Origin of the sequence: Caballeronia sp. LZ032 (assembly GCF_031451315.1) — a bacterium.
Classification (GTDB): Bacteria; Pseudomonadota; Gammaproteobacteria; order Burkholderiales; family Burkholderiaceae; genus Caballeronia.
Genome location: NZ_JARUXP010000002.1, coordinates 582262 through 603778 on the forward strand (window position 1 = coordinate 582262; position 21517 = coordinate 603778).

The following is a 21517-nucleotide window of genomic DNA, read 5'->3' on the forward strand; positions in this document are numbered from 1 at the left end:
TTCGGACCAGGCCGTTGCTTTCTCGTCAGGCGCCGATCAGCGCGCGGGCACGCGCCACCGAGGCCTGCTTGTCGAACGAATTGAAGAGCGCCATCGCCTGCACGGGCGGCGGGCTTTCGGCGAACATCTGATAGGCCTGCATGCGGCCGCCGAACGACGTCGCGGTGAGTTCGGCCGCGAGGTTCAGCGTGCGCAGACGTTCCGCGCCGCTTGCTTCGCCGATGCGGTAGTACTTCTCGAGATCGCGGCGCAGGTCCAGGTTGTTATAGGTGGCTTCGTCCGGCGCCATCACGGCCGCGCCGCCCGCGAGGTCGCGCAGGATCTGCGTCATCGTGTAGTAGTTCGACGACGCGAACACGCGGCCCGCATTCTGGATGGACTGGTTCGGCATGATCATGCCGGTGCGGCTGGTTTCGTACGCGGCTTCGGACGCGAGGATGAACGAGCGGATGCCTTCGCGGAACCCCATCAGCGTCGCGATCTTTTCGCGGATCACGGGCACATTGATGAGGCGCGTCTGTTCGGCGAGCAGCAACGCGGTGCCGACCAGCAGGTCCGCCTTCGCATACGAGCGGTTCAAGAAACCTTGCGCGGCCCACTTCGGCAAATCCTGGCGAATCAGGTTGGCGAGTTCGGGCTGACGCGAGAAGATCACGTTCTCCCACGGCACGAACACGTTGTCGAACACCATCAGCGTGTCCAGTTCGTCGAAGCGGGCGGACAGCGGGTGATCGAAGGCGGACTGCTTCTCTTCCAGCGGCGCGCGGCAGATATGGCGCACGTTCGGCGAATTGAGCGGCACGATGCAGGCCACCGCGTAGTCGCGATTCTCGGGAATCCAGTTGCCGACGGTCGGCTTGCAGAACGCCACGTGTGCATAGCACGCGCCGGTTTCATACTTGGCGCCACGAATTACGATGCCGTCGTCGCGTTCCTCTACCACGCGCAGGTACATGTCGAGATCGTCCTGCTGATACGGCTGCTTGCTGCGGTCGCCCTTCGGATCGGTATTGCCGCTCGTCATGAAGAGGTTCTCGCGCTGCAGCTTCGAGAGCCAGCGTTCCACGTTCTGCGCATAGCGCGTGTCGAAGCGGTCGAGCAGGTCCTTGCGGTCCTTCATCACGAACAGCGGCGTGACGGTTTCGTCGCCGAAGCGGTCGATCACCGGACTCACTTCATTCAGCACCGCAGCAGTCATCTCGCGGCGGTTGCGCAGGTCGTCGAGCGTATCGGGCAGCTTGTACACGCGGCTTGCCATCTCGCCGTCTTCCGTGCGATAGCCGAAGACGTCGGCATAGCGCGGGTCGTGCTGCAGGTCGTACATGCGCGCCATTGCATCGACCATCGGCTTGCTTGCCGGATGCGTGGTCACGTCGGTGACACGCTCGCCCGAGATATAGACCTCGCGTCCATCGCGGAGCGAAGCGCGATATTGATCCCCCGTCATCAGTGCCATGGGTCAAATCTTCCTGGTGTTATTGAGTTGCAGGATGAGGCCGCAAAAGAGCGCGCCACGTTCGGCGAGACTGGCGAGCGAAATGGATTCATCGCGCGCGCAGATGTTCTCGCAGACCGGGCCGAGCGCATCGAGCGTCGGGATGCCGAGTGCGGCCGAAAAATTGCCGTCCGAGCCACCGCCTGTCGGCGGCACTTCGAACAGCGGAATGTCGAGTTGCGCGGCCAGGTCGAGCGCGATGTCGCGCAACGGGCCGTTGTGGGCGTCGGTGAAGGCGGGGCGCGTCAGGCCGCCGCGCAGATCGAGCGCGACGCCTTCATTGCGCCGTTCCGCGCCGATACGGCGAATTTCCGCGATCATCGCGTCGGCTTGCGCTTGCGTGCGCGCCCGCAGGTCGATATCCATCCGCGCTTCGGGCGGCACCACCTGACGCGCCGCGCCGCCATGGAACATGCCGACGTTGACCACTGCGCCGTGCTCCGGATCGCTCAACGCTTCGAGCGGTTCGACCTTGACGGCGAGTTCGCGGATCGCGCTCGCGCCTTTTGCGTAGTTCACCGCGCAATGCGCGCTGCGTCCGTGAGCGCAGAGCTGGAACGCGCCGAGCGCGCCGCGTGCGGTGACGATCCCGCCGCCGGGGCGTCCCGGTTCGAGCACCAGCACGAAGTCCGCTTCTTGCGCCGCCGCTTCGATGGCGGGGCGGCTGTGCACGCTGCCGAGTTCTTCGTCGGGCACGAGGAAGAAGGTGATGGAGGCGAGGTCGTCGAAGCCATGCGCGAACAAATAGCGCAGCGACGAGAGCGCCATCACGAGTCCGCCCTTCATGTCGCCGACGCCCGGGCCGGTGGCGCGGTCGCCGTCGATGCTGAAGGGCCACTCGGCGACGGTGCCTTCCGGCCATACGGTATCGGCGTGACCGAGGATCAGCAGGCGGCCCCTGCCGGACAGCGTGCGCGTGGCAACCAGTTGATCCGCGCATGCGGACATTGGCCGGCGGTCGATCGTGAAGCCGAGCGTGCGCAGCCCGGCTTCCATGATGTCGACGACCCGGTTCACGCCTTCGACGCAATACGACCCGCTGTCGATATTCACGAGGCGCTCGAGCGTGTGCGTCATCTCGGGCAATTGCTGCGCGAGCGTGGTCCTGCACTCGCGGACGTCGAAGTTCATCGAAGCTCCATGGCGGGGCGATGGAACACCCCTGCATCGTTGTTTTCTGCATGCAGAACTGCACGCGACGACGAACGATATGAAGTCGATTTTTTGGCGTCAACCGGAAAAGAATGCGGTCGAAAGAATGCATAGGGCCGGCTGCAAAGCCATGCACCATAAGGGATTGCGGGCGATCGTTTGCATGGTCGTGTTTGCCCGCAAGCGATGCATGATGCACCCGCGATGCACTGATCGAGGGCCGAGAGGAACCACTTCGGGGCTTATTTTTTTTGATGCTGCATGCAGAAAACAACACTTGCTGCATGCAGGAAGCACGAGAAAGCGCATGCTTCGGACCGGCTCTCGCGTGCTATTCGAATCGGAAAGCAGGGCGTGGAGCACCATTGCGATGCTCCGTCATGCCATCGTTACTTCGCCGCGCCGACCAGCGAGAAGGCGTCGAAAGACGGATCGACGGGTGTATGTGCCAGATGCTGAAGCGCTTCTTCCACGAGCGGTTCGCATGCGCTGTAGTCGGAATTCATGCTGTCGCTGTGTGCCTGGGGAAAGTTGACCGAAAGGACCTTGCCACCCCAGCGGTCGGCGGTGGCGGTCATGCTGCACTTGCCCGCGCCGCCGATCTTGAGGTCGAGCAGGATCACGTTCAGGTCGAATGCGGCATCCGAATTGGAGAAATTCCACTGCATGACCATGCGGTCATTCGGGGAGTTCGTGTCCACGAGTTTCATGGTCTTGTCGGGAATGCCGACAGCAGCCACCAGGTCGAGTACGTTCGAGCCGATCAGCGCGCCCGAGTCCTTGCGGGCCTCGTGGGTCCGGTAAGCCGCACAGCCGGAGAACAGGGTGACGAACATGAGGAGGAGGGAAGTGTAGCGTCGCAAGAGGGCTCCTTGGCGAGTGAAGAGATGGATGGATCACAGGACGTCCGAGGCGCTGCCAGCAAGAACGTGGCCCGGCCCTCGCACTGCCCGGATCCTGTTCCGCCAAGGCTTTCAGCGTGGTTTCCGATGCCTTGCGCTCCGTCGAAACGGGCGCATTACGTTTGCGTTCAAAATGCCGGATGGCATTTTGTGTTCTGCATGCGATATGCGTGAGGCATGGTGAGCTTTAGTGTCGGCGCGGACGCCTGCCGCAGATCGATCTGATAAAGTCGGTCACCTTCGGGCGCCCTTGCGGCCTCAACCTTCCATCGAACAGCATGCGCATCCTTCCTATCAGCGACGGAGACCGGTCGCTGCCCACCTTGGTTTGCCTGCCCGGGGCCATGTGCAGTCCGGCCGTGTTCGCGGAGGCCGCGCGTCTGTCCGGCCTGCGCGCACTGGCGCTCGCATGGCTCGAGGATGATGGCCCGTTTTCGCTGGAAGCGATCGCCGGGCGTGCTTTGCAATGCGTCGCCGATGAACCGCGCATCGTGCTCGTCGGCCACTCGCTCGGCACGCCGCTCGCAGTGCTCGCCGCATTGCAGGACATGCAACGCGACGGCCCGCGCGTGTGCGGGCTGGTGCTGTCGAACAGCGGCGCCAACACGCGTGGTCATGGCGATGCCGATGCCATCGTGAGGCGCATCGAAACCGACTGGGGCGTCGAGTTCTGGGAGGCTTTCCTGGCGCGCTGCTTCCTGCGTCTTCCCGAAGAGCCCTTGCTGATGGAAGTGCGCAACTACCCTTCGCGCGTGCGCAAGGAAGCGGTCGCCGCCGCCATCCGCAGTCAGATGGAGACGGATCTCACGCCCTTGCTCGGCCGGCTTGGCGGTTTGCCGGCTGCCATCGTGCATGGGAAGTCCGACGTCGCGCGCACACTGGCCCATGCGCAGGAACTGGCGGCAGGGATGCCGCACGCCACGCTGCATGTGCTCGATACGGGCCACACGTCCTGTGCGGAAGATCCAGCCGCGTTCGCGGCCATCATGCGCGGGATCGCGGAGCGTTCGGCAAGGAAGGACTAAGCCTCGAAACGGGCTGCGGCCGCGCGCGCCACCGACATATCCGCCACCGCACTGAACGGCTGCTTGCGCTTCAGGCTGCCGACGCCGATATCCATGTCCTGCAGATAACCGATCTCGCGCTCGCTCAGCGCCAGGTTGCGCGAGTACGGACGTTGCTTCTGGTTGAACCGCCAGATCGCCTCGGCCGATGCAGCGTCGAAATGCTTCTGCGCCCGTTTGCGAGCATCGATAAAAGCATCGTGCGAGGCGGGCGACATCAGATAGTCATAGAGCGCGCCATACGCGGCCATGACGGCCACCAGACCTTCGTGCTTCGCGCCGAGCGCCGCATCCGCCGCATAGGCCGTTTGAAACACGCAATCCGGCAACGCCTGCCACAGGTTGCCATCGCTGATGACCTGCGGCCCTCTATCGTCGTTCAGATGCGAGATGCTGGCGAGGCAGGCATCGGCGGCGCCGCTTGCGACCGCATCGAAACAGTGCTCGTTGCTGCCATGATCGGCGAAGGTGATGCGCGAAGCATCGAGGGCTTTCTCCTTCAAGAGCTGAAGCATCAGGGTATGCAGCAGGCCATGCTGCGGGCCAACCGCGAAGGTCTTTCCCTCCAGCCCTTCAAGCGTCCGCACGCCGCCAGGCCTTGCGTACACCGTCAGCGCACATTTCTTCATCCCCGCACCGACGATCTTCACCGGCGCGCCCTGTTCAATGCGCGTGAGCACGAGGTTGTAGCCCGACACCATGCAGACGTCGGCCGCGCCACGCGCGATGGCGTCGAACGGACCGGTGGGGCCGGGGATCTGGATGATCCGCGCATCGACGTCATAGGTCTTGAAGTATCCCAGTTCGTCCATCAGCGCGTTGAGCGTCGCGTTCTCCAGGCCCGGATTGCTGACAATGCGGATTTCACTGTTGGCGGCGCGTGCGACATAAGGCGCGCCAAACGGACCCGCGGCGAGACCCACGCCGAGGGCGCCCGCCTTGCGCAAGAAGCCGCGACGGTTCAAATCACAGGTCATCTTAGTGTCTCCGGATGCCGGTCGTTATTAATCGGGAAGCGCTGGCACGAGGGCGCATTGTGCCGAACCGTCGCGGCCGGGTCGATTGAGTAAAATGGGCAACGACTTGACGAATGACTCATACCGGGAGAGGAGGCAACGTGTCGGCGGAACTCGACTGGTACCTGCAAATCAACCTCAAGGCGCGGCACTTGCGCTTGCTGGTGACCATCGATACCTATCGCAATCTGAGCCAGGTGGCGGAGGTCTCGCACGTCACGCTGGCCGCGGTCTCGAAGTCGCTGACCGAACTGGAGCGCGGACTCGGCCTCACGCTGTTCACGCGCACGGCACAGGGACTGGTGCCGACGCCCTACGGCGAATGCCTGACGCGCCACGCGCGGGCCATGCTGCATGTGCTGCATCAGACCATCGACGAACTGAAGGCCCTCAGCGCCGGCACGGAAGGCAAGATCGAGATCGGCGTGCTGCCCGTCTCGGCGTCCAGTCTGCTGACCCATGCGTTGAACCTGCTCAAGCAGCGCTCGCCGGGCACCAACGTGAAGATCGTCGAAGGGTCCGCGGAGTCGCTGTTGCCGGAGTTGTGGCAAGGCCATCTCGATCTCGTCGTCGGCCGTTTGCCGCCTCCGGATGCGCCGGGCAGCTTCGACGAGAAGGAACTGCTGGAGGAGCCCGTCGTGCTCGTCACGGGCCGGCAGCATCCGCTGGCGCGCAGGAAGAGCGTGCAGTGGGCGGACCTGTTGCCCTATCCGTGGATCTTGCCGCCCGCGGGCTCCATTCTTCGTGATCCGCTGGAGCGCGCGCTCGAAGTCCACGGCGTGCCGCTGACCAACAACTACATCGAGACCTTGTCCCTGCATGTGATCCGCGCGCACTTGCAGGTGTCCGACTGCATCGCCGTCATGGCCGACACCTCCGCGCGCGAGGCCACGCTGCCCCAGCCGCTCCATACCCTGCCGCTCACGCTTCCCCGCCTGCTGCGGCCCGCCGGCGTGCTCTGGAACCGCGTCCGCACGCTCACGCCGAGCGCGCAACTGATGATCTCCTGCCTCGAGGAAACCGCACAGCGCCTGTCCCGGGAAGGCCAGAAGCGCGGCTGACGCCTCCCGTCAGTCCCTTAACCATTTCCTCAACCGGCCCGCAGTTTTTCTCAAACCGGGCCATTCGAGGCGCTGGCACAATTCATTCACGCTCAACGACACGGGCGACGACGCGAATTGCCACCGGGAAGCACGCTTTCCCGGCCATTCCACGGACAGTTCCGCGCATCTACACGGAGACGAGAACGATGATGAATCTGAGGACCGCGCTCTGCGCCTGCGCGACGCTGTTCGGTTTCGCCGCACATGCCTACGCGGCCCCGGCATCCACGCAGTCGGTCGCGGACTTCTATCGCGGCAAGGCGTTGACGCTTCTGGTCAGCGCGGACGCGGGCACGGTGACGGACATCGTCGCGCGCCAGTTCTCACGCTTCTTCGTCAAGTATGTTCCGGGTCATCCGAAGGCCATCGTGATGAACGTGGTGGGCGCGGGCGGCATGGTGGCAGCGGCATCGCTGCAATCGCGGCAGCCGAGCGACGGCACCGTGATCGGCTTCCTGCAACGAAACAACCTGTACATCCCGCTGCTCGATGAGCGGCAGAACCGCTTCGATCCGCGCAAGGTGAGATGGCTCGGCAGTCTCAACAAGGTGGAGTACTGCCTGGTCTCGATGACCCGTTCCGGCGTCTCCACGGCGGACGACCTGAACAAGAAGAAGATGTATATCGGCGCGACCGGCTTCGCCAACGAGGACCGCACGCTGCCCGCGCTGCTGAACGAATACATGGGCGCGAAGATGAGCATCGTGCCCGGCTATACGGGCCGCGGCGAAGTGTATCTGGCGATGCAGCGCGGTGAAGTCGACGGCTGGGCCTCCACCATCGACGGGCTGCAACAGGGCGAACCCGTGCGGCTGCTCAAGGACGGCAAGATGAAGGTGCTGCTGCATCTGGGCTGGCAAAGCCCGGCCGGGTACACCGACGTGCCGAACCTCTCTTCCTACATCACGCAGCCGGACGTCAAGGCGCTGTTCAACCTCTTCATCCTGCCGTTCCAGGCGGGGCGTCCCATCGCCGTGCCGAAGGACGTGCCGCAAGACCGGCTCGATGCGCTGCGCGAGGCGTTCGCGAAGACCATCGCGGATCCGGATTTCATCGACGCCATGAAGCAGTCGGGCTATCCGATCGATCCCATCAGCGGCGATGCGGTGGAACAGATCATCGCGAAGCTGTATGCGACGCCCCAACGTCAGCTCGACGATGCACGCAAGCTCATCTTCAGCGCGCATTGAGCAGCCGCAGCGAGAAAGAACCTGAGAGAACATCAACACCCTTACGGTAGCTTCCCATGACGCCCGACATCATCGACATTCATCCGCACATCATCTCGACCGACACGGCACGGTATCCGATCGCGCCTCAGCACGGACACCGGTCGAAGTGGTCGGCGACGCGGCCCATCACGTTCGAGCAGCTGATCGCCGAGATGGATGAGGCGGGCGTGTCGAAGGCCGCGATCGTGCATTCATCGACGACTTACGGCACCAACAACGCGTACGTCGCCGACAGCGTCGCGCAACATCCGGACCGCTTCACCGGCGTCTATTCGTTCGACCTGCTCGCGCCCGACGCACTGCAGACGTTCGACTACTGGCTTGCTCGCGGCATGGGCGGCATTCGCCTCTTCACCGGCGGCGCCACGCATCAGAGCGACGGCAGCTGGCTGGTGAATCCCGCGACCTTCCCGATCTGGGAACGCTGCGCCGGGATCGGCATGACGATGGCGGTGCAGACCACGCCTGAAGGCCTTTCGATGGTGGCGGAACTGGCCCATCGCTTTCCTTCGGTGAACATCGTGCTGGATCACTGCGGCCGGCCCAACCTCGAAGCCGGGCCGCCGTATGCGAATTGCGCGGACCTGTTCGCGCTGGCCGCATTCCCCAATGTCTACATGAAGATCACGCCGCGCACCTTCGATCTCGCGCAGGCCGCGCCGGGCGGTGCGCAGCCGTTCTTCGCGAAGCTCGTCGAGGTGTCCGGCGCAGACCATCTCGCGTTCGGCTCGAACTATCCGGCTTCGGCCGGCCCGTTGAAGGATCTCGTTGCACAAGGCAATGACTGCTTCGCGGGCCTGAGCGACGACGAGCGCGCCTGGATCTGGGGCGGCACCGCGAAAAAGCTGTATCCGATGCTGGCCGGCTAAGTCCGTTCCTGCACGACCGATAACAGGCGAGCCTGTGCAGCTCGCCATTCCATCAGGATGAGACATGGAGTTCTTCAACGATGCAACGTTGATGGCGGCCGGACATGCGCTGTCGACGCTCCTGCAATTCCACCGCATCATGTTTCTCGTGTTCGGCGTGGCGGTCGGTCTCGCGATCGGCTTGCTGCCGGGTATCGGCGGGCTGACGGGCTTCGCGCTGCTGGTGCCGTTCACCTACACGATGGACCCGTATTCCGCCTTCGCGATGCTGCTCGGCATGGCGTCCGTCATCACCACCTCGGACGTGATTCCGGCCGTGCTGTTCGGCGTGCCCGGCCATGCCGCGTCGCAGGCCACGGTGCTCGACGGCCTGCCGATGACCAAGCGCGGTGAAGCCTCGCGGGCGCTGAGCGCCTGCTACATGTCTTCGCTGATGGGCGGCCTGATCGGCGCGGTCATTCTCGCGGTGTCGCTGCCGCTGGTGCGTCCGTTCGTGTTGTCCATCGGCACGCCGGAGATGTTGTCGCTGACCGTGTTCGGCGTGTCGATGGTGTCGGCGCTGTCCGGCAACGCGCCGCTTCGTGGCGTTGTCGCCGCGTGCTTCGGCATTCTGGTCGGCATGATCGGCACCAATGTCGCGACCGGACAGATGCGCTGGACCGGCAATCTTCTCTATCTGCAGGACGGCATTCCGCTGGTGCCGATCATCCTCGGCATCTTTGCGTTGCCCGAGTTGTGCGAGCTGGCCATCCGCCGCGCGGCCATTGCGCAGAACGTGCAGTTCACGTCGCGGCAAGGCATGCGCGAGGGTGTGCTCGACAGCTTCCGCAACTGGTTCCTAGTGCTGCGTTGCGGCGGTCTCGGTGCGATCCTTGGCGCGGTGCCGGGCATCACCGGCGCGGTGACGGACTGGATCGCCTACGGCCATGCGTTGCAGACCGCGAAGGGTGCGAAGGAGACGTTCACCAAGGGCGACGTGCGCGGCGTGATCGCGCCCGAAGCGGCCAACAATGCGCGCGAGGGCGGCAGCCTCGTGCCGATGCTGTCCTTCGGCGTGCCGGGCGGCGCGGCGCAGGCCATCCTGCTCGGCGCGATGATGGTGCACGGCTTCATCCCCGGCCCCGACATGCTGACCAAGCATCTCGACTTCACCTATTCGATGGTCTGGTCCATCGCGCTCGCCAACATCTTCGGCGCGGGGCTGTGCTTCCTGTTGAGCGGCCAGTTCGCGAAGGTATCGACGCTGCGCTATACGCTCATTCTGCCGGTCATCATGCCCGTCATCTATGTCGGCGCGTTCCAGGGCTCGCGCAGCTGGGGCGACCTGTTCGTGTTGCTGATCGCGGGCGTCATCGGCTGGACCATGAAGCGGCTCAGGTGGGCGCGTCCGCCGCTGATCCTCGGCCTCGTGCTCGGCGTGCTGATGGAGCGCTACATGTCGATCTCCTTCGTCCGCTACGGGACCGACTGGCTCGCGCGTCCTGTCGTCATCGTGTTGCTGGGGCTGGCCGCGCTGGTGTTCTTCAAGCCGCTCTTCACGGCCTTGCGCAGCGGCGGCTTCGCGCAGTTCAAGCCGAGCGGCTCGGTGCACTTCAAGCGCGAAGATCTGGTGCATGTGTTCTTCATCATCGTCGGGATTTACATGCTGGCAAGCTCGCAGGACTGGCTGCTGATGGCGCGCATCGGGCCGACGGTGGTCGCGAGCATTCTCGTCATCGCGGGAACATTGAGCCTCGCGTACAAGGTCTTCGTGATTCCGGCGCACGGCGTGGCGCGGGCGAGCAGCGGCGTTCACATGGACGTATCCGGCGACCACGACGAGCAGCTCCCCGTCAGGACCGTGCTGAAGCGTGCGGCCCGCTTTTTCAGCTGGTTTCTCGCGTTTCTCGCCTGCATGTCGGTGATCGGCATGCTGCCCACGGTGCCGCTGATGATCGTTGCGTACATGCGCATCGAAGGCCGTGAGTCGTGGAAGCTGAGCCTGATTCTCGCCGCGTGCGTGACCGTGTTCCTGTACATCGTCTTCGATCAGATCCTGCATATCCCTTGGCCGGAGAGCTTTCTCGGACAGTGGTTGCCCGGACTGGGCGGAGCCTGATTCATCATCGAAAGGAAGCGAAGCATGACGCAAGACCGACTGGCGCGCATCGACGCGCAGCAGGCCACCGACCATCAGCAGCGCGTCATCGCGCAACTGGGCGCAGGGCGCGGACGGATTCCCACGCCGTTCAACATCTGGTTGCACAACCCGCGTCTGGCTGAAGGCATGGAGATCATCGGCACGCATGTGGATCATTCGCCCGTGCTGAGCGAAGCGGAAACCGAGGTCGCGATCCTGGCCACCGCGGTGTTCTGGAATGCCCCGTATGTGATCGCCAATCATCGGCGGCACGCGCTGAAGGCGGGCGTTCCGGAAACGGTGGTCGCCGCGATCCTGGAGCGGCGCAAGCCCGAGGCGGACGACGGGCGTCTGGCGCTGGTATGCGACGCGGTGAGCGCGCTGCTCGCAGGCGGCGCGGTCGACGATGCGCGCTTTGCCCAGTACGATGCTGAGTTGGGCCGGGCGGTGATCGCCGAACTTCTCGTCACGATCGGCTATTTCACGTCGATCTCGCTCGGCATGACCTTGCATGCATTGCAGCCCAAAGACTGAACGACTCAGGTTATGAGGCAGTAGGAGAAAGATCGTGTCGGAACTCGACGGTTATCTGCAAGTGAATCTCAAGGCGAGACATCTGCGCCTGCTCGTGACCATCGATACCTATCGCAATCTGACGCAGGTGGCGGAAGTCACCCACGTCACGATGCCGGCGGTATCGAAGTCGCTGGCCGAGCTGGAACGCGGGCTCGGCCTCACGCTGTTCGCGCGCACGGCGCAAGGGCTCGTGCCCACGCCGCACGGCGAATGCCTCATCCGTCATGCGCGCGAGATGCTGACCATCCTGCATCAGGCGCGCGATGAAATGAAGGCACTGAGCGCGGGCACCGAGGGCAAGGTGCATATCGGCATGTTGCCGGCTTCGGCGTCCGCGCTGCTGCCGCTCGCGCTCAACCTGCTGAAGAACAAGTCGCCAGGCACCAACGTGCGAGTCGTGGAAGGCACGCGCGGCGCGTTGCTGCCGGAGTTGTGGCAGGGCCGTCTCGACCTGATCGTCGGGCGCCTGCCCGCGCCGGATACGCTCGGCAGCTTCGAGGAAAAGCCGCTGCTGGAAGAACCCGTGACGCTGATGACCGGGCGGCATCATCCACTGGCGCGGGCGAAGACAATCAAGTGGTCCGACCTTCTTCCTTATCCCTGGATCCTGCCACCGCAGAACTCGATCCTGCGGGATTCACTCGAACGCACGCTGAGAGCGCATGACGTACCGCTGACCAACAACTACATCGAGACCCTGTCCGTGCATGTGACCCGGGCGCATCTGCAGATATCGGACTTCATTGCCGTCATGGTGGGCACACCCGCCAACGATCCGACGCAACCGCTGTATGCGCTGCCCCTGAGCTTGCCGCGGCTGTTGCGCCCCTCCGGCGTGCTGTGGAACCGCAATCGCGGCCTGACGCCGAGCGCGCAACTCATGGTCGCGTGCCTGGAGGAGGCCGCGCAACAGCTGCAAAGCGCCAAGGCCTGACTGCCGAAAGCACGGCGACGTGTTTTCGGTTTTGCATCGTCCAGTTAGTTAGGGTTCCGTATCGGATACGTGCAACCCACTCTTTACCAAACGGTTAAGCCCCTTGCTTCTTTATTCAATAGACGGAGCAGGGCGTCTCGAAAGATCATGTCGGCACCGACACGAGTTCGACTCGCACGATCAATCTTCCCAGGAGACTCCAGTGACCAAGAAAGTCCATCTCAAGCTCGCGATCGCCGAGCATCCGCATACCTCGGCCATCCGCGACGGCTCCATTCCCATCGAAGGCGTGGACGCGGAATTCATCACGGTGCAGCCGCAGATCGGCGCGTTCCGCCGCATGGTGCGCGACGTCGAATTCGATGTCTGCGAACTGGCGCCGACCACTTACATCATCGCCCGTGCGTATGGCGCGCCGTTCGTCGCGCTGCCGATCTTCGTCGTGCGCCGCTTCCATCATTCGGGTCTGCTGGTGCGTCCGGATGCGGGCATCAAGACGCCGAAGGATCTCGAAGGCAAGAAGGTCGGCGTGCGCGCGTATTCGGTGACCACCGGCGCATGGACGCGTCAGGTACTGATCGACGAGTTCGGTCTCGATCCCTCGAAGGTCACCTGGGTTGTCGATGACGAAGAGCACGTCACGCAACTGCAGTTGCCGCCGAACGTGATCCATGCGCCGAAGGGCACCTCGCTTGCCGAGATGATGGCCAACGGGGAACTCGTTGCCGGCTTCCACGGCAACGCAGGCATCGGCCGTACCGGCGACCCGACGGGCGGCTGGAAGGAAGTCGAAGCGGATTATCCGGACATGTTCCCGAATGCGGCTGAACTCGAATCGGAGTACTACGCCCGCACCGGCGTGTATCCGATGCACGGCACCATCGTCGTCAAGGACTCGGTGCTGGCCGAGCATCCGTGGGTGGCGAAGTCGCTCTACGACGCCTTCGACAAGGCCAAGCAGGACTGGCTCGCGAAGCTCAACGCGGGCGAACTGACCGACAAGAAGAACAGGAAGTACATCGAGTTGCAGAAGATCGTCGGCAACGATCCGCTGCCGTATGGCGTGGAAGAGAACCGCAAGACCATCGAAGCGCTCGAAGCGACCGCGTTCAAGCAAGGCCTGACGCCGCGCCGCATGTCCATGAACGAGCTGTTCGTCGATCCCCGCGTCTAAATCACCCGTAAGGCCAGGAACATGATCATCGACTGTCACGGTCACTTCACGACCGTCCCCGCCTCTTTCCGCGACTGGCGCGCCAAGCAGATCGCAGCCGCGGACGACCCCTCCAACGCGCCGCCGCTCTCCGGCGCGCATGTGTCCGACGACGAGATCCGCGAAGGCGTCGGCAATGGTCAGCTGCGTCTGCAACAGGAACGCGGCGGCGACCTCACGCTGTTCTCGCCGATCGCCGGCCTCATGAGCCATCACCTCGGCAACGAGCGTACGAGCCTCGAATGGGCCGAGGTATCGAACAATCTGGTGCGGCGCGTATGCGACCTGTACCCGGAGAACTTCGCGCCGGTGTGCCAGCTGCCGCAATCGCCGAAAGCGCCGCCGAAGAACTCGGTGCCCGAGTTGCGCCGCTGTGTCGAGGAAATGGGCTTCGTCGGCTGCAACCTGAATCCGGATCCGAGCGGCGGCTACTGGACCGGCAAGCCGATGACGGACCGCGAGTGGTATCCGGTCTATGAAGCGCTCTGCGATCTCGACGTACCCGCCATGATCCACGTCGCGGCCTCCTGCAATCCGTGCCATCACGGCACCGGCGCGCACTATCTGAACGCCGATACCTCGGTGTTCATGCAGTTGCTGCAAGGCGATGTGTTCAAGGACTTCCCGACGCTGCGCCTGGTCATTCCGCACGGCGGCGGCGCGGTGCCGTATCACTGGGGACGTTATCGCGGCATGTCGCTGGAGATCGCCAAGCGTCCGCTCGAAGGCCTGCTGAACAACATCTTCTTCGACACCTGCGTCTATCACCATCCGGGCGTGGAACTGCTGACCAAGGTCGTGCCGACGAGCAACGTGATGTTCGGTTCGGAGATGATCGGCGCGGTGCGCGGGCGTGATCCGAATACCGGCGAGTACTTCGACGATACGAAGCGCTATATCGACGCCTGCGAAGCGCTCAGCGACGCGGACCGCCACGCGATCTTCGAAGGCAACGCGCGCCGCGTCTATCCGCGCCTGGACCAGCAACTCAAGGCGCGCGGCCTGTGACCGGACGAGGAAGGCAGACATGAACATCATCGACATTCATCCGCACATCATCTCGGACGACGAGACGCGCTATCCGCCGGCGCCGCTGTTCGGCAAGCGCTCGGACTGGTCGCAGGAGCGCCCGAACACCGTCGAGGCGCTGATCGCGGCGATGGATCAGGCAGGCGTTGCGAAGGCCGCCGTCGTGCATTCGTCGACCACCTATGGTTTCGACAACAGCTACGTGGTGGACGGCTGCGACCAGTACAAGGACCGGCTCATCGCGGTGGGCTCCGTCGACATGCTGGCCGACGACGTGGCCACCGTCATCAAGGGCTGGGCCGACAAGGGTCTTGCGGGCCTGCGCATCTTCACGGGCGGTTCCACGAAGGACTTCGACCCGAGCGAGCTCGATAACCCGAAGTCGTTCAAGGCGTGGGAGATGCTCGCCGAACTCAAGCTGCCGATGTGCATCCAGACGGGTCCGGTCGGTTTGCCGCAGGTGCGCATGCTCGCAGAGAAGTTTCCCGGCGTGAACATCATTCTCGACCACCTCGCGCGTCCCGATGTCCTCGACGGCCCGCCGTATGCGAACGCTGCGGGACTGTTCGAACTGCGCGACCTGTCCAACGTGTACATGAAACTCACGCCGCGCATCTTCGGCGACGTGAAGAAGGAGAAGGCCAGCGCGGAGACGTTCTTCCCGCGCGTGGTCGAGGCATTCGGCGCGCAACGTCTCGCATGGGGCTCGAACTTCCCGACGTCGCCTGGCAAGCTCGGCGAGATCCTCGCGACGGCCCAGCAAGGGCTTGCATGCCTCAGCGAAGAAGATCGCGCATGGATCTTCGGCAAGACCGCGCAGAAGCTCTATCCGGCATTGAGCCAATAACGGAGACCATCATGTCAGACACTCGCCTGAACAGCATCATCCGCGCCTTCGAATCGGGCAAGGCCGCGCACGCGGCATTCGCGAAGCTCGACAAGCAGACCGCCATCGAGATGAGCGATTCGCCGTATGACGGCATCGTCTTCGAGATGGAGCACAACCCGTACGACGTGGCCGCGCTCGGCGATGCCTTCCAGTACATGTTGAACCGCAAGCAGATTGCCGAATCCGGCTCGGTCGCGCCCAAGGTGACGCCGCTGGCGCGCATTCCGGCGAACGGCGTGGAGATGAACCAGAGCTTCGCCAAGCAGGTGCTGGACCGCGGCGCATACGGCGTGATCTGGCCGCACGTGGCAACCGTGGAGCAGGCCTATAACGCCGTGGCCTCGTGCCGCTATGCGCGCCCGAAGAACGCGCCGCTGTACGAACCGAAGGGCGTGCGCGGCGACGGTCCCGCGAATGCCGCGCGCTACTGGGGCTTGTCGATGCAGCAGTACTACGAGAAGGCCGACGTCTGGCCGCTCGCGCCGCAAGGCGAGATTCTCGTGGGCCTGATGTGCGAGAGCACGCAGGCTATCGAGAACCTCGACGACATCCTCGCCAACGTGCCGGGCATCGGCTTCATCCTGATCGGCGAGGGCGATCTGAGCCAGGAACTGGGGCTGCCGCGTCAGTACGAGCATCCTGAAGTGGTCGCCGCGATGCGGCAGATTGCCGAGACCTGTCACAAGCACAACGTGGTCGTCGGCAACCCGCATGTGACCGCGAAGAATCATCGCCGCTTGCAGGAAGAAGGTTATCGCTTCCTGATGTCGGCGCCGGCGCGTACGTATGGCGTCGTCGGTCTCGCACGCGAACTGGCAGGCTACTGATGAACGGCGCCGAAAGTCTCGTCGCGACGCTGGTGGATCAGGGCGTCGATATCTGCTTCGCGAATCCGGGCACCTCGGAGATGCACTTCCTTGCCGCGCTCGGCAACAACCCGCGCATGCGCAGCGTGCTGTGCCTGTTCGAAGGCGTCGCTACGGGCGCCGCGGACGGCTGGTACCGCATGAAGGACACGCCCGCGTCCACGCTGCTGCATCTCGGACCGGGCCTGGCGAACGGTCTTGCCAACATCCACAACGCGAAGCGCGCATCGTCGGGCATGGTCAATGTCGTCGGCGAGCATTCGGTGTCGCATCTCAAGTACGATCCACCGCTGACCTCGGATATCGAAGGCCTCGCGCGGCCCTTGAGTCATTGGGTACGCCGTGCCGAATCCGCGGACACCATCGCTTGGGATGCCGCGCAAGCAGTCGCCAAGGCAAGCGAGCATCCGGGGCAGATCGCGACGCTGATTCTTCCGGGCGACACGTCCTGGCAGCAAGCCGGTACCGCGCCGCAAGCGTGGCCCGCTCGCGCGACGGGCCGCAAGGCGCCGTCCGCGCAACGCATCGAGCACATTGCGCGCGTGCTTCGTTCGGGCGAACCCGCGCTGATCGTGCTTGCGAACAAGGCGACCCGCGGCGTGGCGCTGGACTACGCCGGCCGTGTCGCCGCCGCGACCGGCGCGGTGCTGGGATCGCAGTTCTTCACGGCGCGCATCGAGCGGGGCGCCGGGCGTGTGCCGCTCGCGCGCATTCCGTATGCGGTCGCGCAGGCCACAGCGTTCCTCAAGGACTTCAAGCACATCATCACAGTGGAGACGCGCGAGCCGGTGGCGTTCTTCGCGTATCCGGACAAGCCGAGCTTGCTGAAGCCCGAAGGCACGCTGGTGCATGCGCTCGTCGAAGCCGACGAAGACAGCGAACTCGCGTTCGACATGCTGTTGGATGCGCTCGGTGCATCCGGCACGGCGCCGTTGCTGCAAGCACGCATCGAGACGCCGGTACCCACGGGCGCGCTCAATCCGGCCAGCATCGCGCATGCACTGGCGGCGGCGTTGCCGGAGCATTGCATCGTCGTCGACGAATCGCTGACAACCGGGCGCGAGTCGATGAATCTCACGATGGGCGCGCGTCCGCACGATCTCATCAATAACATGGGCGGGTCGATCGGCTATGCGACGCCGGTAGCCACCGGCGCTTCGCTCGCGTGTCCCGATCGCCGCGTGTTCTGCATGGTCGGCGACGGCAGCGCGATGTACACCATCCAGTCGCTGTGGACGCAGGCCCGCGAGAGCCTGAACGTCACGACGATCATCTTCGCCAACAACAGCTACGCCATTCTCAAGGCGGAGTACGCGAACATGGGCGCGGGTGCGCCGGGTGAGCGGGCGCTGTCGATGATCGACATCGACAAGCCCCGCATCGACTGGCTGGCGATGGCGAAGAGCATGGGCGTGCCGGCAGTGGCGGTCGAGACGGCCGAGGGCTTCCACAAGGCCTTGACCGATTCGACGCACGCGGACGGACCTTGCCTGATCGAAGTGCGCCTCTGAACCTCATCACAAGCACGCTACAAGCAATGAAGGAGCACACATCATGACAACGACGCTCCGCGTCAATCTCGCCGAATACGGCGTGACGAAGGCCATGCGCGACGGCCGCGTGAAGTCCGACCTCGTCACACTCGACTACTGCGGACCGACGCCCGCGCACAACGGCTTCAAGGCGATGGTGCGCGAGAACCAGTTCGATGCCGGCGAGCTCGCCATCGTCACCTTCCTGCAGGCGAAGGCTTATGGCAAGCCGTATGTCCTGCTGCCCGCGCCGATCTCGGGCCGCTTCCAGCATCACTGCGCGGGCTATAACCTCGACTTCGGTCATCTTGATCCGAAGGACATCGAAGGCAAGCAGGTCGGCGTGCGCACCTACACGCAGACTACTGCGCTGTGGATTCGCGGCATCCTGCGTCATGAGTACGGTGTCGATCTGGACAAGGTCACGTGGATGACGCTCGGTGACGGCCACCTCGCCGAATACAGCGATCCTTCGAACTGCCGTCGTCTGCCGGCCGGTTCGTCGATTCCGCAGATGATGATGGACGGCGAGCTGACGGCGGCCCTTCTGGGCGAGGACATGCCCAAGGATGAGCGCGTGCGCACCCTCGTGCCCGATGCGCAGAACGCCGCAAAAGACTGGTTTGCGCGCACGGGCGTCGTGCCGATCAATCACATGTTCGTGGTGCACGAGCGCTTGTCGCAGGAGCGGCCGGATATCGTGCGCGAGTTGTATCGCATGGTGGCCGAGAGCCGCGCGGCTGCGGAGAGCGTTCCGGCCGTGTTTCCTCCGCTCGGGCTGGAAGCGAACCGCAAGGGTCTGCAACTCGCGGTGGACTGGGCGCTCGACCAGAAGATCATTCCGCGGCGCCTGTCCGTGGACGAACTCTTCGACGATGTGACCGGCAGCCTCGGTTGATACGAGGCTCGTGAGCGGCTGCGCTCCGCAATACAAGAGATGACTCCATCACCCGCCATGCAGACCCGTTCCGATGACGTGACGTCGTTGCTGCGCCACGCACCGCTCACGCGCTTCCTGATCGCGCGCATCGGTTCCATCACGGCCCAGCAGATGTTGATGCTGGCGATCAGCTGGCACATGTATGACCTGACATCGAGCGCGTGGGACCTTGGCCTCGTCGGTCTGTTTCAGTTCGCGCCGGGCCTCGCGACGACGCTCGTTGCCGGTCATTGCGCGGACCGCCTGCATCGCGGGCGGATGGTCGCCGCGTGTCTCGCGCTGCAAGCGGTTGCGGCAGCGCTGCTGACGGCGGCTACCTCCACGCATCATGTCACGCGCGACGCGCTGTTGGCGTTGTCGCTTGTGCTCGGCGCCATCAGGCCGTTCCAGATGGCTGGCCAGCAGGCGCTTTTGCCGATGCTCGTGCCGCCCAGGCTCCTCGCGCGCTCAATGGCGCTGAGCACCGTGGTCCAGCAGACCTGCGTCATCGCCGGGCCGGCGCTGGGCGGCGTGCTGTTTGCTATCAGCGTGGTCACGGTGTATCTGACCAGCGCGGCGCTGTTCGGCTTCAGCGCCTTGCTGTATTTCTTCGTGCGTTATGACTTCACGCCGCCGCCGCGTGAACCCGTCACCGCGGATTCGATCCTTGCCGGCCTGCGCTTCATCTGGAGCCATCCGCTTCTGCTCGGCGCCGTTTCGCTCGATCTCTTCGCCGTGCTGTTCGGCGGCGCTACGGCGTTGCTGCCGGTCTATGCGCGGCAAGTCCTGCATGTGGGACCGCAAGGGCTTGGACTGCTGCGCTCGGCGCCTGCCATTGGTGCATTGTGTGTCGGCGTGTTCCTGTCGCGACGGTCGATTGCCAGCGGCGTCGGCAAGAAGCTGCTCGTTGCGGTGGGCATTTATGGCGTTGCCATCGTCGGTTTCGGGCTGTCGACATGGTTTCCCTTGTCGCTCATCCTGCTGGCCGTCTCTGGCGGCGCGGACACCATCAGCGTGGTCGTAAGGCAGACGCTCATTCAGTTGGAGACACCGGATCGCATGCGCGGTCGCGTGGCGGCGGTGAATACGCTCTTCATCGGGGCCAGCAATCAGCTCGGGGAATTCGAGTCCGGCGTCACGGCGACAGGTCTCGGCGTAATCGGCTCAGTGGTCGCGGGCGGCGTTGCGACGATTCTCGTGAGCCTTGCATGGAGCCACCTTTTCAAGCCGCTCGCCACGCGCGACGCGCTGCATTGAACGCAGCGCCAAGGGTTCGCCAAGGGTTCATCGGCCGGCTTGTTGCGTGCCGTCGAATGCGGGACCGTACGCGGCGGTCGCCTCGTTCCGGCTGCGCAGGAGGGTGGCTTCGGCGCGCTGGAGGCTGTCCGGGCAATTTCCGTCGCAGTTGCTGAGCGGGTTGTAGCCGGCTTTCTCGAGCTGCACGAGTTCATCCCGGACCTGAGCGCGCGTGAGCGGCTCGCTCGTCTGAGCGAAGGCTGCTGCGGGAACGAGGATGGCGGCGGCGACCAATACGGCGTGGATGGCGAGTTTCATGTCTTGACCTTTCTGCGTGATGAGAACCGCGTGACTGTTCAGCGGCGACAGGTCGTATTTCACCCTAGGGTAATTACCTAGTCTATTGAATTTATCGGCGTGAGAGTTGACGGTTTGGTTAAGGGTGAACGGATTTTTGCCTCGCGCGAATTAGTAAGTTAACTTGGCAGTTTTCTTTTCATCTGTCAGAGTGACGCCATGGCAGATCAATCCGCAACCTCAAAGCTCGACAGCGCCGACGAACTCGCTTCCGCACTTCGTTCCGTCGTCTCCCGGCTCAAGCGCAACATGCGCGCACAGTCGACCTATGGCGATCTGACCGGCACGCAGACTGCCGTGTTGCTGCGTCTGGAGCGCGAGGGCCCGGCCTCGGTATCGGAACTCGCACAGGCCGAAGGCATCCGCACGCAATCCATGGGAACGGCGGTTGCGGCGCTCATGGCCGGCGGGCATGTCGTGGGCAAGCCGGACCCGGAGGATGGACGCCGCACCATCCTGTCCCTCACCAAAACCAGTCTCTCGATGATCCGCAAAGGGCGCAGCGCGCGGCAGGACTGGTTGTCCCGCACCATCCGGGCGCGGCTGTCTGCCACCGAGCAGGCGCAAGTCGCAGCGGCCGTGGCATTGCTCGCGCGGCTGGTGGACGAGTGAACCTGCTTGTCTTCATGCGTCGCCGGAAGCGCGACGCCTTGACCATTTCGACACACGAGGCGTTTGAAAAAAATGGAATGGCTCGATCTCATCGCCTGGTTCTTCGGCGGCGTCTTTTTTTGCAACGCATTGCCGCATCTGGTCAGCGGCGTACGAGGCGAACCGTTCCAGAGCCCCTTTGCGACGCCGCCCGGCCAGGGCCTCTCCTCATCCACGGTGAACGTGGTGTGGGGCTTCTTCAATCTCGTCATCGGATATGTGCTGGTGTGTCACGTCGGTCATTTCGATTTTCGCAACACCATTGACGCCCTGGCATTCGGCCTCGGCATGCTGTTCATCGGGCTGTTTCTAGCCAGGCACTTCGGCCGCTTCCATGGTGGCCGGATGACTACGCGGACGTGA

At 64.0% G+C, this 21517-nt stretch carries 21 protein-coding genes; 16 read left to right on the plus strand and 5 right to left on the minus strand.

The window, feature by feature from the left end:
- Nucleotides 1–25: 25 nt before the first annotated feature.
- The 3 genes from QCE69_RS18130 to QCE69_RS18140 all read right to left on the minus strand — a co-directional run bounded on the left by QCE69_RS18130 (nt 26) and on the right by QCE69_RS18140 (nt 3510).
- On the minus strand, nt 26–1456 hold the full coding sequence (locus QCE69_RS18130) for a 4-hydroxyphenylacetate 3-hydroxylase N-terminal domain-containing protein (protein ID WP_309932142.1): 1431 nt from the start codon (nt 1454–1456) through the stop codon (nt 26–28).
- Nucleotides 1457–1459: 3 nt separating this feature from the next.
- On the minus strand, nt 1460–2626 hold the full coding sequence (locus QCE69_RS18135; protein ID WP_309921142.1) for a M20 family metallopeptidase: 1167 nt from the start codon (nt 2624–2626) through the stop codon (nt 1460–1462).
- A 410-nt stretch (nt 2627–3036) separates the two neighbouring features.
- Nucleotides 3037–3510 carry a hypothetical protein gene (locus QCE69_RS18140; protein WP_309921144.1) on the minus strand — a complete coding sequence of 158 codons (474 nt, stop codon included), beginning with the start codon at nt 3508–3510 and terminating at the stop codon, nt 3037–3039.
- 317 nt (nt 3511–3827) lie between these two features.
- Between QCE69_RS18140 and QCE69_RS18145 the strand changes: the two genes are divergently transcribed.
- Nucleotides 3828–4574 carry an alpha/beta hydrolase gene (locus tag QCE69_RS18145; protein ID WP_309932143.1) on the plus strand — a complete coding sequence of 249 codons (747 nt, stop codon included), beginning with the start codon at nt 3828–3830 and terminating at the stop codon, nt 4572–4574.
- Here QCE69_RS18145 and QCE69_RS18150 read toward each other — a convergent pair.
- Nucleotides 4571–5590 carry an ABC transporter substrate-binding protein gene (locus QCE69_RS18150; protein ID WP_309921151.1) on the minus strand — a complete coding sequence of 340 codons (1020 nt, stop codon included), beginning with the start codon at nt 5588–5590 and terminating at the stop codon, nt 4571–4573. The two genes, QCE69_RS18145 and QCE69_RS18150, sit on opposite strands and share 4 nt — an antisense overlap.
- 113 nt (nt 5591–5703) lie before the next feature.
- On the opposite strand from QCE69_RS18150, the gene QCE69_RS18155 reads away from it, so the two are divergent.
- From QCE69_RS18155 to QCE69_RS18215, 13 genes are all read left to right on the plus strand, one after another.
- A complete protein-coding gene (locus QCE69_RS18155) occupies nt 5704–6690 on the plus strand; it encodes a LysR substrate-binding domain-containing protein (protein ID WP_309921154.1) in 987 nt (328 codons plus the stop codon).
- Nucleotides 6691–6878: 188 nt separating this feature from the next.
- Nucleotides 6879–7922 (plus strand): tripartite tricarboxylate transporter substrate-binding protein, encoded by a 1044-nt coding sequence (locus tag QCE69_RS18160; RefSeq protein ID WP_309932144.1) that lies wholly within the window; start codon nt 6879–6881, stop codon nt 7920–7922.
- A gap of 56 nt (nt 7923–7978) precedes the next feature.
- Complete coding sequence (locus QCE69_RS18165; RefSeq protein WP_309921159.1) at nt 7979–8833, plus strand: amidohydrolase family protein; 855 nt, start codon at nt 7979–7981, stop codon at nt 8831–8833.
- A 64-nt stretch (nt 8834–8897) separates the two neighbouring features.
- The gene (locus QCE69_RS18170) at nt 8898–10931 is read left to right on the plus strand and encodes a tripartite tricarboxylate transporter permease (RefSeq protein WP_309921161.1); all 2034 of its coding nucleotides are present in this window, start codon (nt 8898–8900) and stop codon (nt 10929–10931) included.
- 24 nt (nt 10932–10955) lie between these two features.
- Nucleotides 10956–11486, plus strand: coding sequence for a carboxymuconolactone decarboxylase family protein (locus tag QCE69_RS18175; RefSeq protein ID WP_309921164.1), 531 nt, complete (start codon nt 10956–10958; stop codon nt 11484–11486).
- A gap of 34 nt (nt 11487–11520) precedes the next feature.
- Nucleotides 11521–12462 carry a LysR substrate-binding domain-containing protein gene (locus tag QCE69_RS18180; RefSeq protein ID WP_309814340.1) on the plus strand — a complete coding sequence of 314 codons (942 nt, stop codon included), beginning with the start codon at nt 11521–11523 and terminating at the stop codon, nt 12460–12462.
- Between the two features lie 202 nt (nt 12463–12664).
- Entirely contained in the window at nt 12665–13636 is a 972-nt protein-coding gene (locus tag QCE69_RS18185; RefSeq protein ID WP_309921167.1) for an ABC transporter substrate-binding protein, read from the plus strand.
- A gap of 21 nt (nt 13637–13657) precedes the next feature.
- Nucleotides 13658–14683 (plus strand): amidohydrolase family protein, encoded by a 1026-nt coding sequence (locus tag QCE69_RS18190; protein WP_309814335.1) that lies wholly within the window; start codon nt 13658–13660, stop codon nt 14681–14683.
- A gap of 19 nt (nt 14684–14702) precedes the next feature.
- Entirely contained in the window at nt 14703–15551 is an 849-nt protein-coding gene (locus QCE69_RS18195) for an amidohydrolase family protein (RefSeq protein ID WP_309932145.1), read from the plus strand.
- A gap of 11 nt (nt 15552–15562) precedes the next feature.
- Nucleotides 15563–16420 (plus strand): aldolase/citrate lyase family protein, encoded by an 858-nt coding sequence (locus QCE69_RS18200; RefSeq protein ID WP_309814329.1) that lies wholly within the window; start codon nt 15563–15565, stop codon nt 16418–16420.
- Entirely contained in the window at nt 16420–17970 is a 1551-nt protein-coding gene (locus QCE69_RS18205) for an acetolactate synthase large subunit (protein ID WP_309932146.1), read from the plus strand. Before QCE69_RS18200 ends, QCE69_RS18205 begins: the two co-directional genes overlap by 1 nt.
- 43 nt (nt 17971–18013) lie before the next feature.
- Nucleotides 18014–18889 (plus strand): phosphate ABC transporter substrate-binding protein, encoded by an 876-nt coding sequence (locus tag QCE69_RS18210; protein WP_309921179.1) that lies wholly within the window; start codon nt 18014–18016, stop codon nt 18887–18889.
- Nucleotides 18890–18946: 57 nt separating this feature from the next.
- On the plus strand, nt 18947–20167 hold the full coding sequence (locus tag QCE69_RS18215) for an MFS transporter (RefSeq protein ID WP_309932818.1): 1221 nt from the start codon (nt 18947–18949) through the stop codon (nt 20165–20167).
- 27 nt (nt 20168–20194) lie between these two features.
- Here QCE69_RS18215 and QCE69_RS18220 read toward each other — a convergent pair whose 3' ends face one another.
- Complete coding sequence (locus tag QCE69_RS18220) at nt 20195–20464, minus strand: DUF4148 domain-containing protein (RefSeq protein WP_309932147.1); 270 nt, start codon at nt 20462–20464, stop codon at nt 20195–20197.
- Between the two features lie 198 nt (nt 20465–20662).
- Between QCE69_RS18220 and QCE69_RS18225 the strand changes: the two genes are divergently transcribed.
- Together QCE69_RS18225 and QCE69_RS18230 are read left to right on the plus strand one after the other, a co-directional pair.
- Nucleotides 20663–21115, plus strand: a complete 453-nt coding sequence (locus QCE69_RS18225; protein ID WP_309932148.1) for a MarR family transcriptional regulator — start codon at nt 20663–20665, stop codon at nt 21113–21115.
- A gap of 72 nt (nt 21116–21187) precedes the next feature.
- Complete coding sequence (locus tag QCE69_RS18230) at nt 21188–21517, plus strand: hypothetical protein (protein WP_309921188.1); 330 nt, start codon at nt 21188–21190, stop codon at nt 21515–21517.

Bases quoted from the DNA above. Each gene is read 5' to 3' on its own strand.
- QCE69_RS18130 (WP_309932142.1), bottom strand. From the start codon at position 1,456: ATGGCACTGATGACGGGGGATCAATATCGCGCTTCGCTCCGCGATGGA.
- QCE69_RS18135 (WP_309921142.1), bottom strand. From the start codon at position 2,626: ATGAACTTCGACGTCCGCGAGTGCAGGACCACGCTCGCGCAGCAATTG.
- QCE69_RS18145 (WP_309932143.1), top strand. From the start codon at position 3,828: ATGCGCATCCTTCCTATCAGCGACGGAGACCGGTCGCTGCCCACCTTG.
- QCE69_RS18150 (WP_309921151.1), bottom strand. From the start codon at position 5,590: ATGACCTGTGATTTGAACCGTCGCGGCTTCTTGCGCAAGGCGGGCGCC.
- QCE69_RS18155 (WP_309921154.1), top strand. From the start codon at position 5,704: ATGACTCATACCGGGAGAGGAGGCAACGTGTCGGCGGAACTCGACTGG.
- QCE69_RS18160 (WP_309932144.1), top strand. From the start codon at position 6,879: ATGATGAATCTGAGGACCGCGCTCTGCGCCTGCGCGACGCTGTTCGGT.
- QCE69_RS18165 (WP_309921159.1), top strand. From the start codon at position 7,979: ATGACGCCCGACATCATCGACATTCATCCGCACATCATCTCGACCGAC.
- QCE69_RS18170 (WP_309921161.1), top strand. From the start codon at position 8,898: ATGGAGTTCTTCAACGATGCAACGTTGATGGCGGCCGGACATGCGCTG.
- QCE69_RS18175 (WP_309921164.1), top strand. From the start codon at position 10,956: ATGACGCAAGACCGACTGGCGCGCATCGACGCGCAGCAGGCCACCGAC.
- QCE69_RS18190 (WP_309814335.1), top strand. From the start codon at position 13,658: ATGATCATCGACTGTCACGGTCACTTCACGACCGTCCCCGCCTCTTTC.
- QCE69_RS18195 (WP_309932145.1), top strand. From the start codon at position 14,703: ATGAACATCATCGACATTCATCCGCACATCATCTCGGACGACGAGACG.
- QCE69_RS18200 (WP_309814329.1), top strand. From the start codon at position 15,563: ATGTCAGACACTCGCCTGAACAGCATCATCCGCGCCTTCGAATCGGGC.
- QCE69_RS18205 (WP_309932146.1), top strand. From the start codon at position 16,420: ATGAACGGCGCCGAAAGTCTCGTCGCGACGCTGGTGGATCAGGGCGTC.
- QCE69_RS18210 (WP_309921179.1), top strand. From the start codon at position 18,014: ATGACAACGACGCTCCGCGTCAATCTCGCCGAATACGGCGTGACGAAG.
- QCE69_RS18215 (WP_309932818.1), top strand. From the start codon at position 18,947: ATGCAGACCCGTTCCGATGACGTGACGTCGTTGCTGCGCCACGCACCG.
- QCE69_RS18220 (WP_309932147.1), bottom strand. From the start codon at position 20,464: ATGAAACTCGCCATCCACGCCGTATTGGTCGCCGCCGCCATCCTCGTT.
- QCE69_RS18225 (WP_309932148.1), top strand. From the start codon at position 20,663: ATGGCAGATCAATCCGCAACCTCAAAGCTCGACAGCGCCGACGAACTC.
- QCE69_RS18230 (WP_309921188.1), top strand. From the start codon at position 21,188: ATGGAATGGCTCGATCTCATCGCCTGGTTCTTCGGCGGCGTCTTTTTT.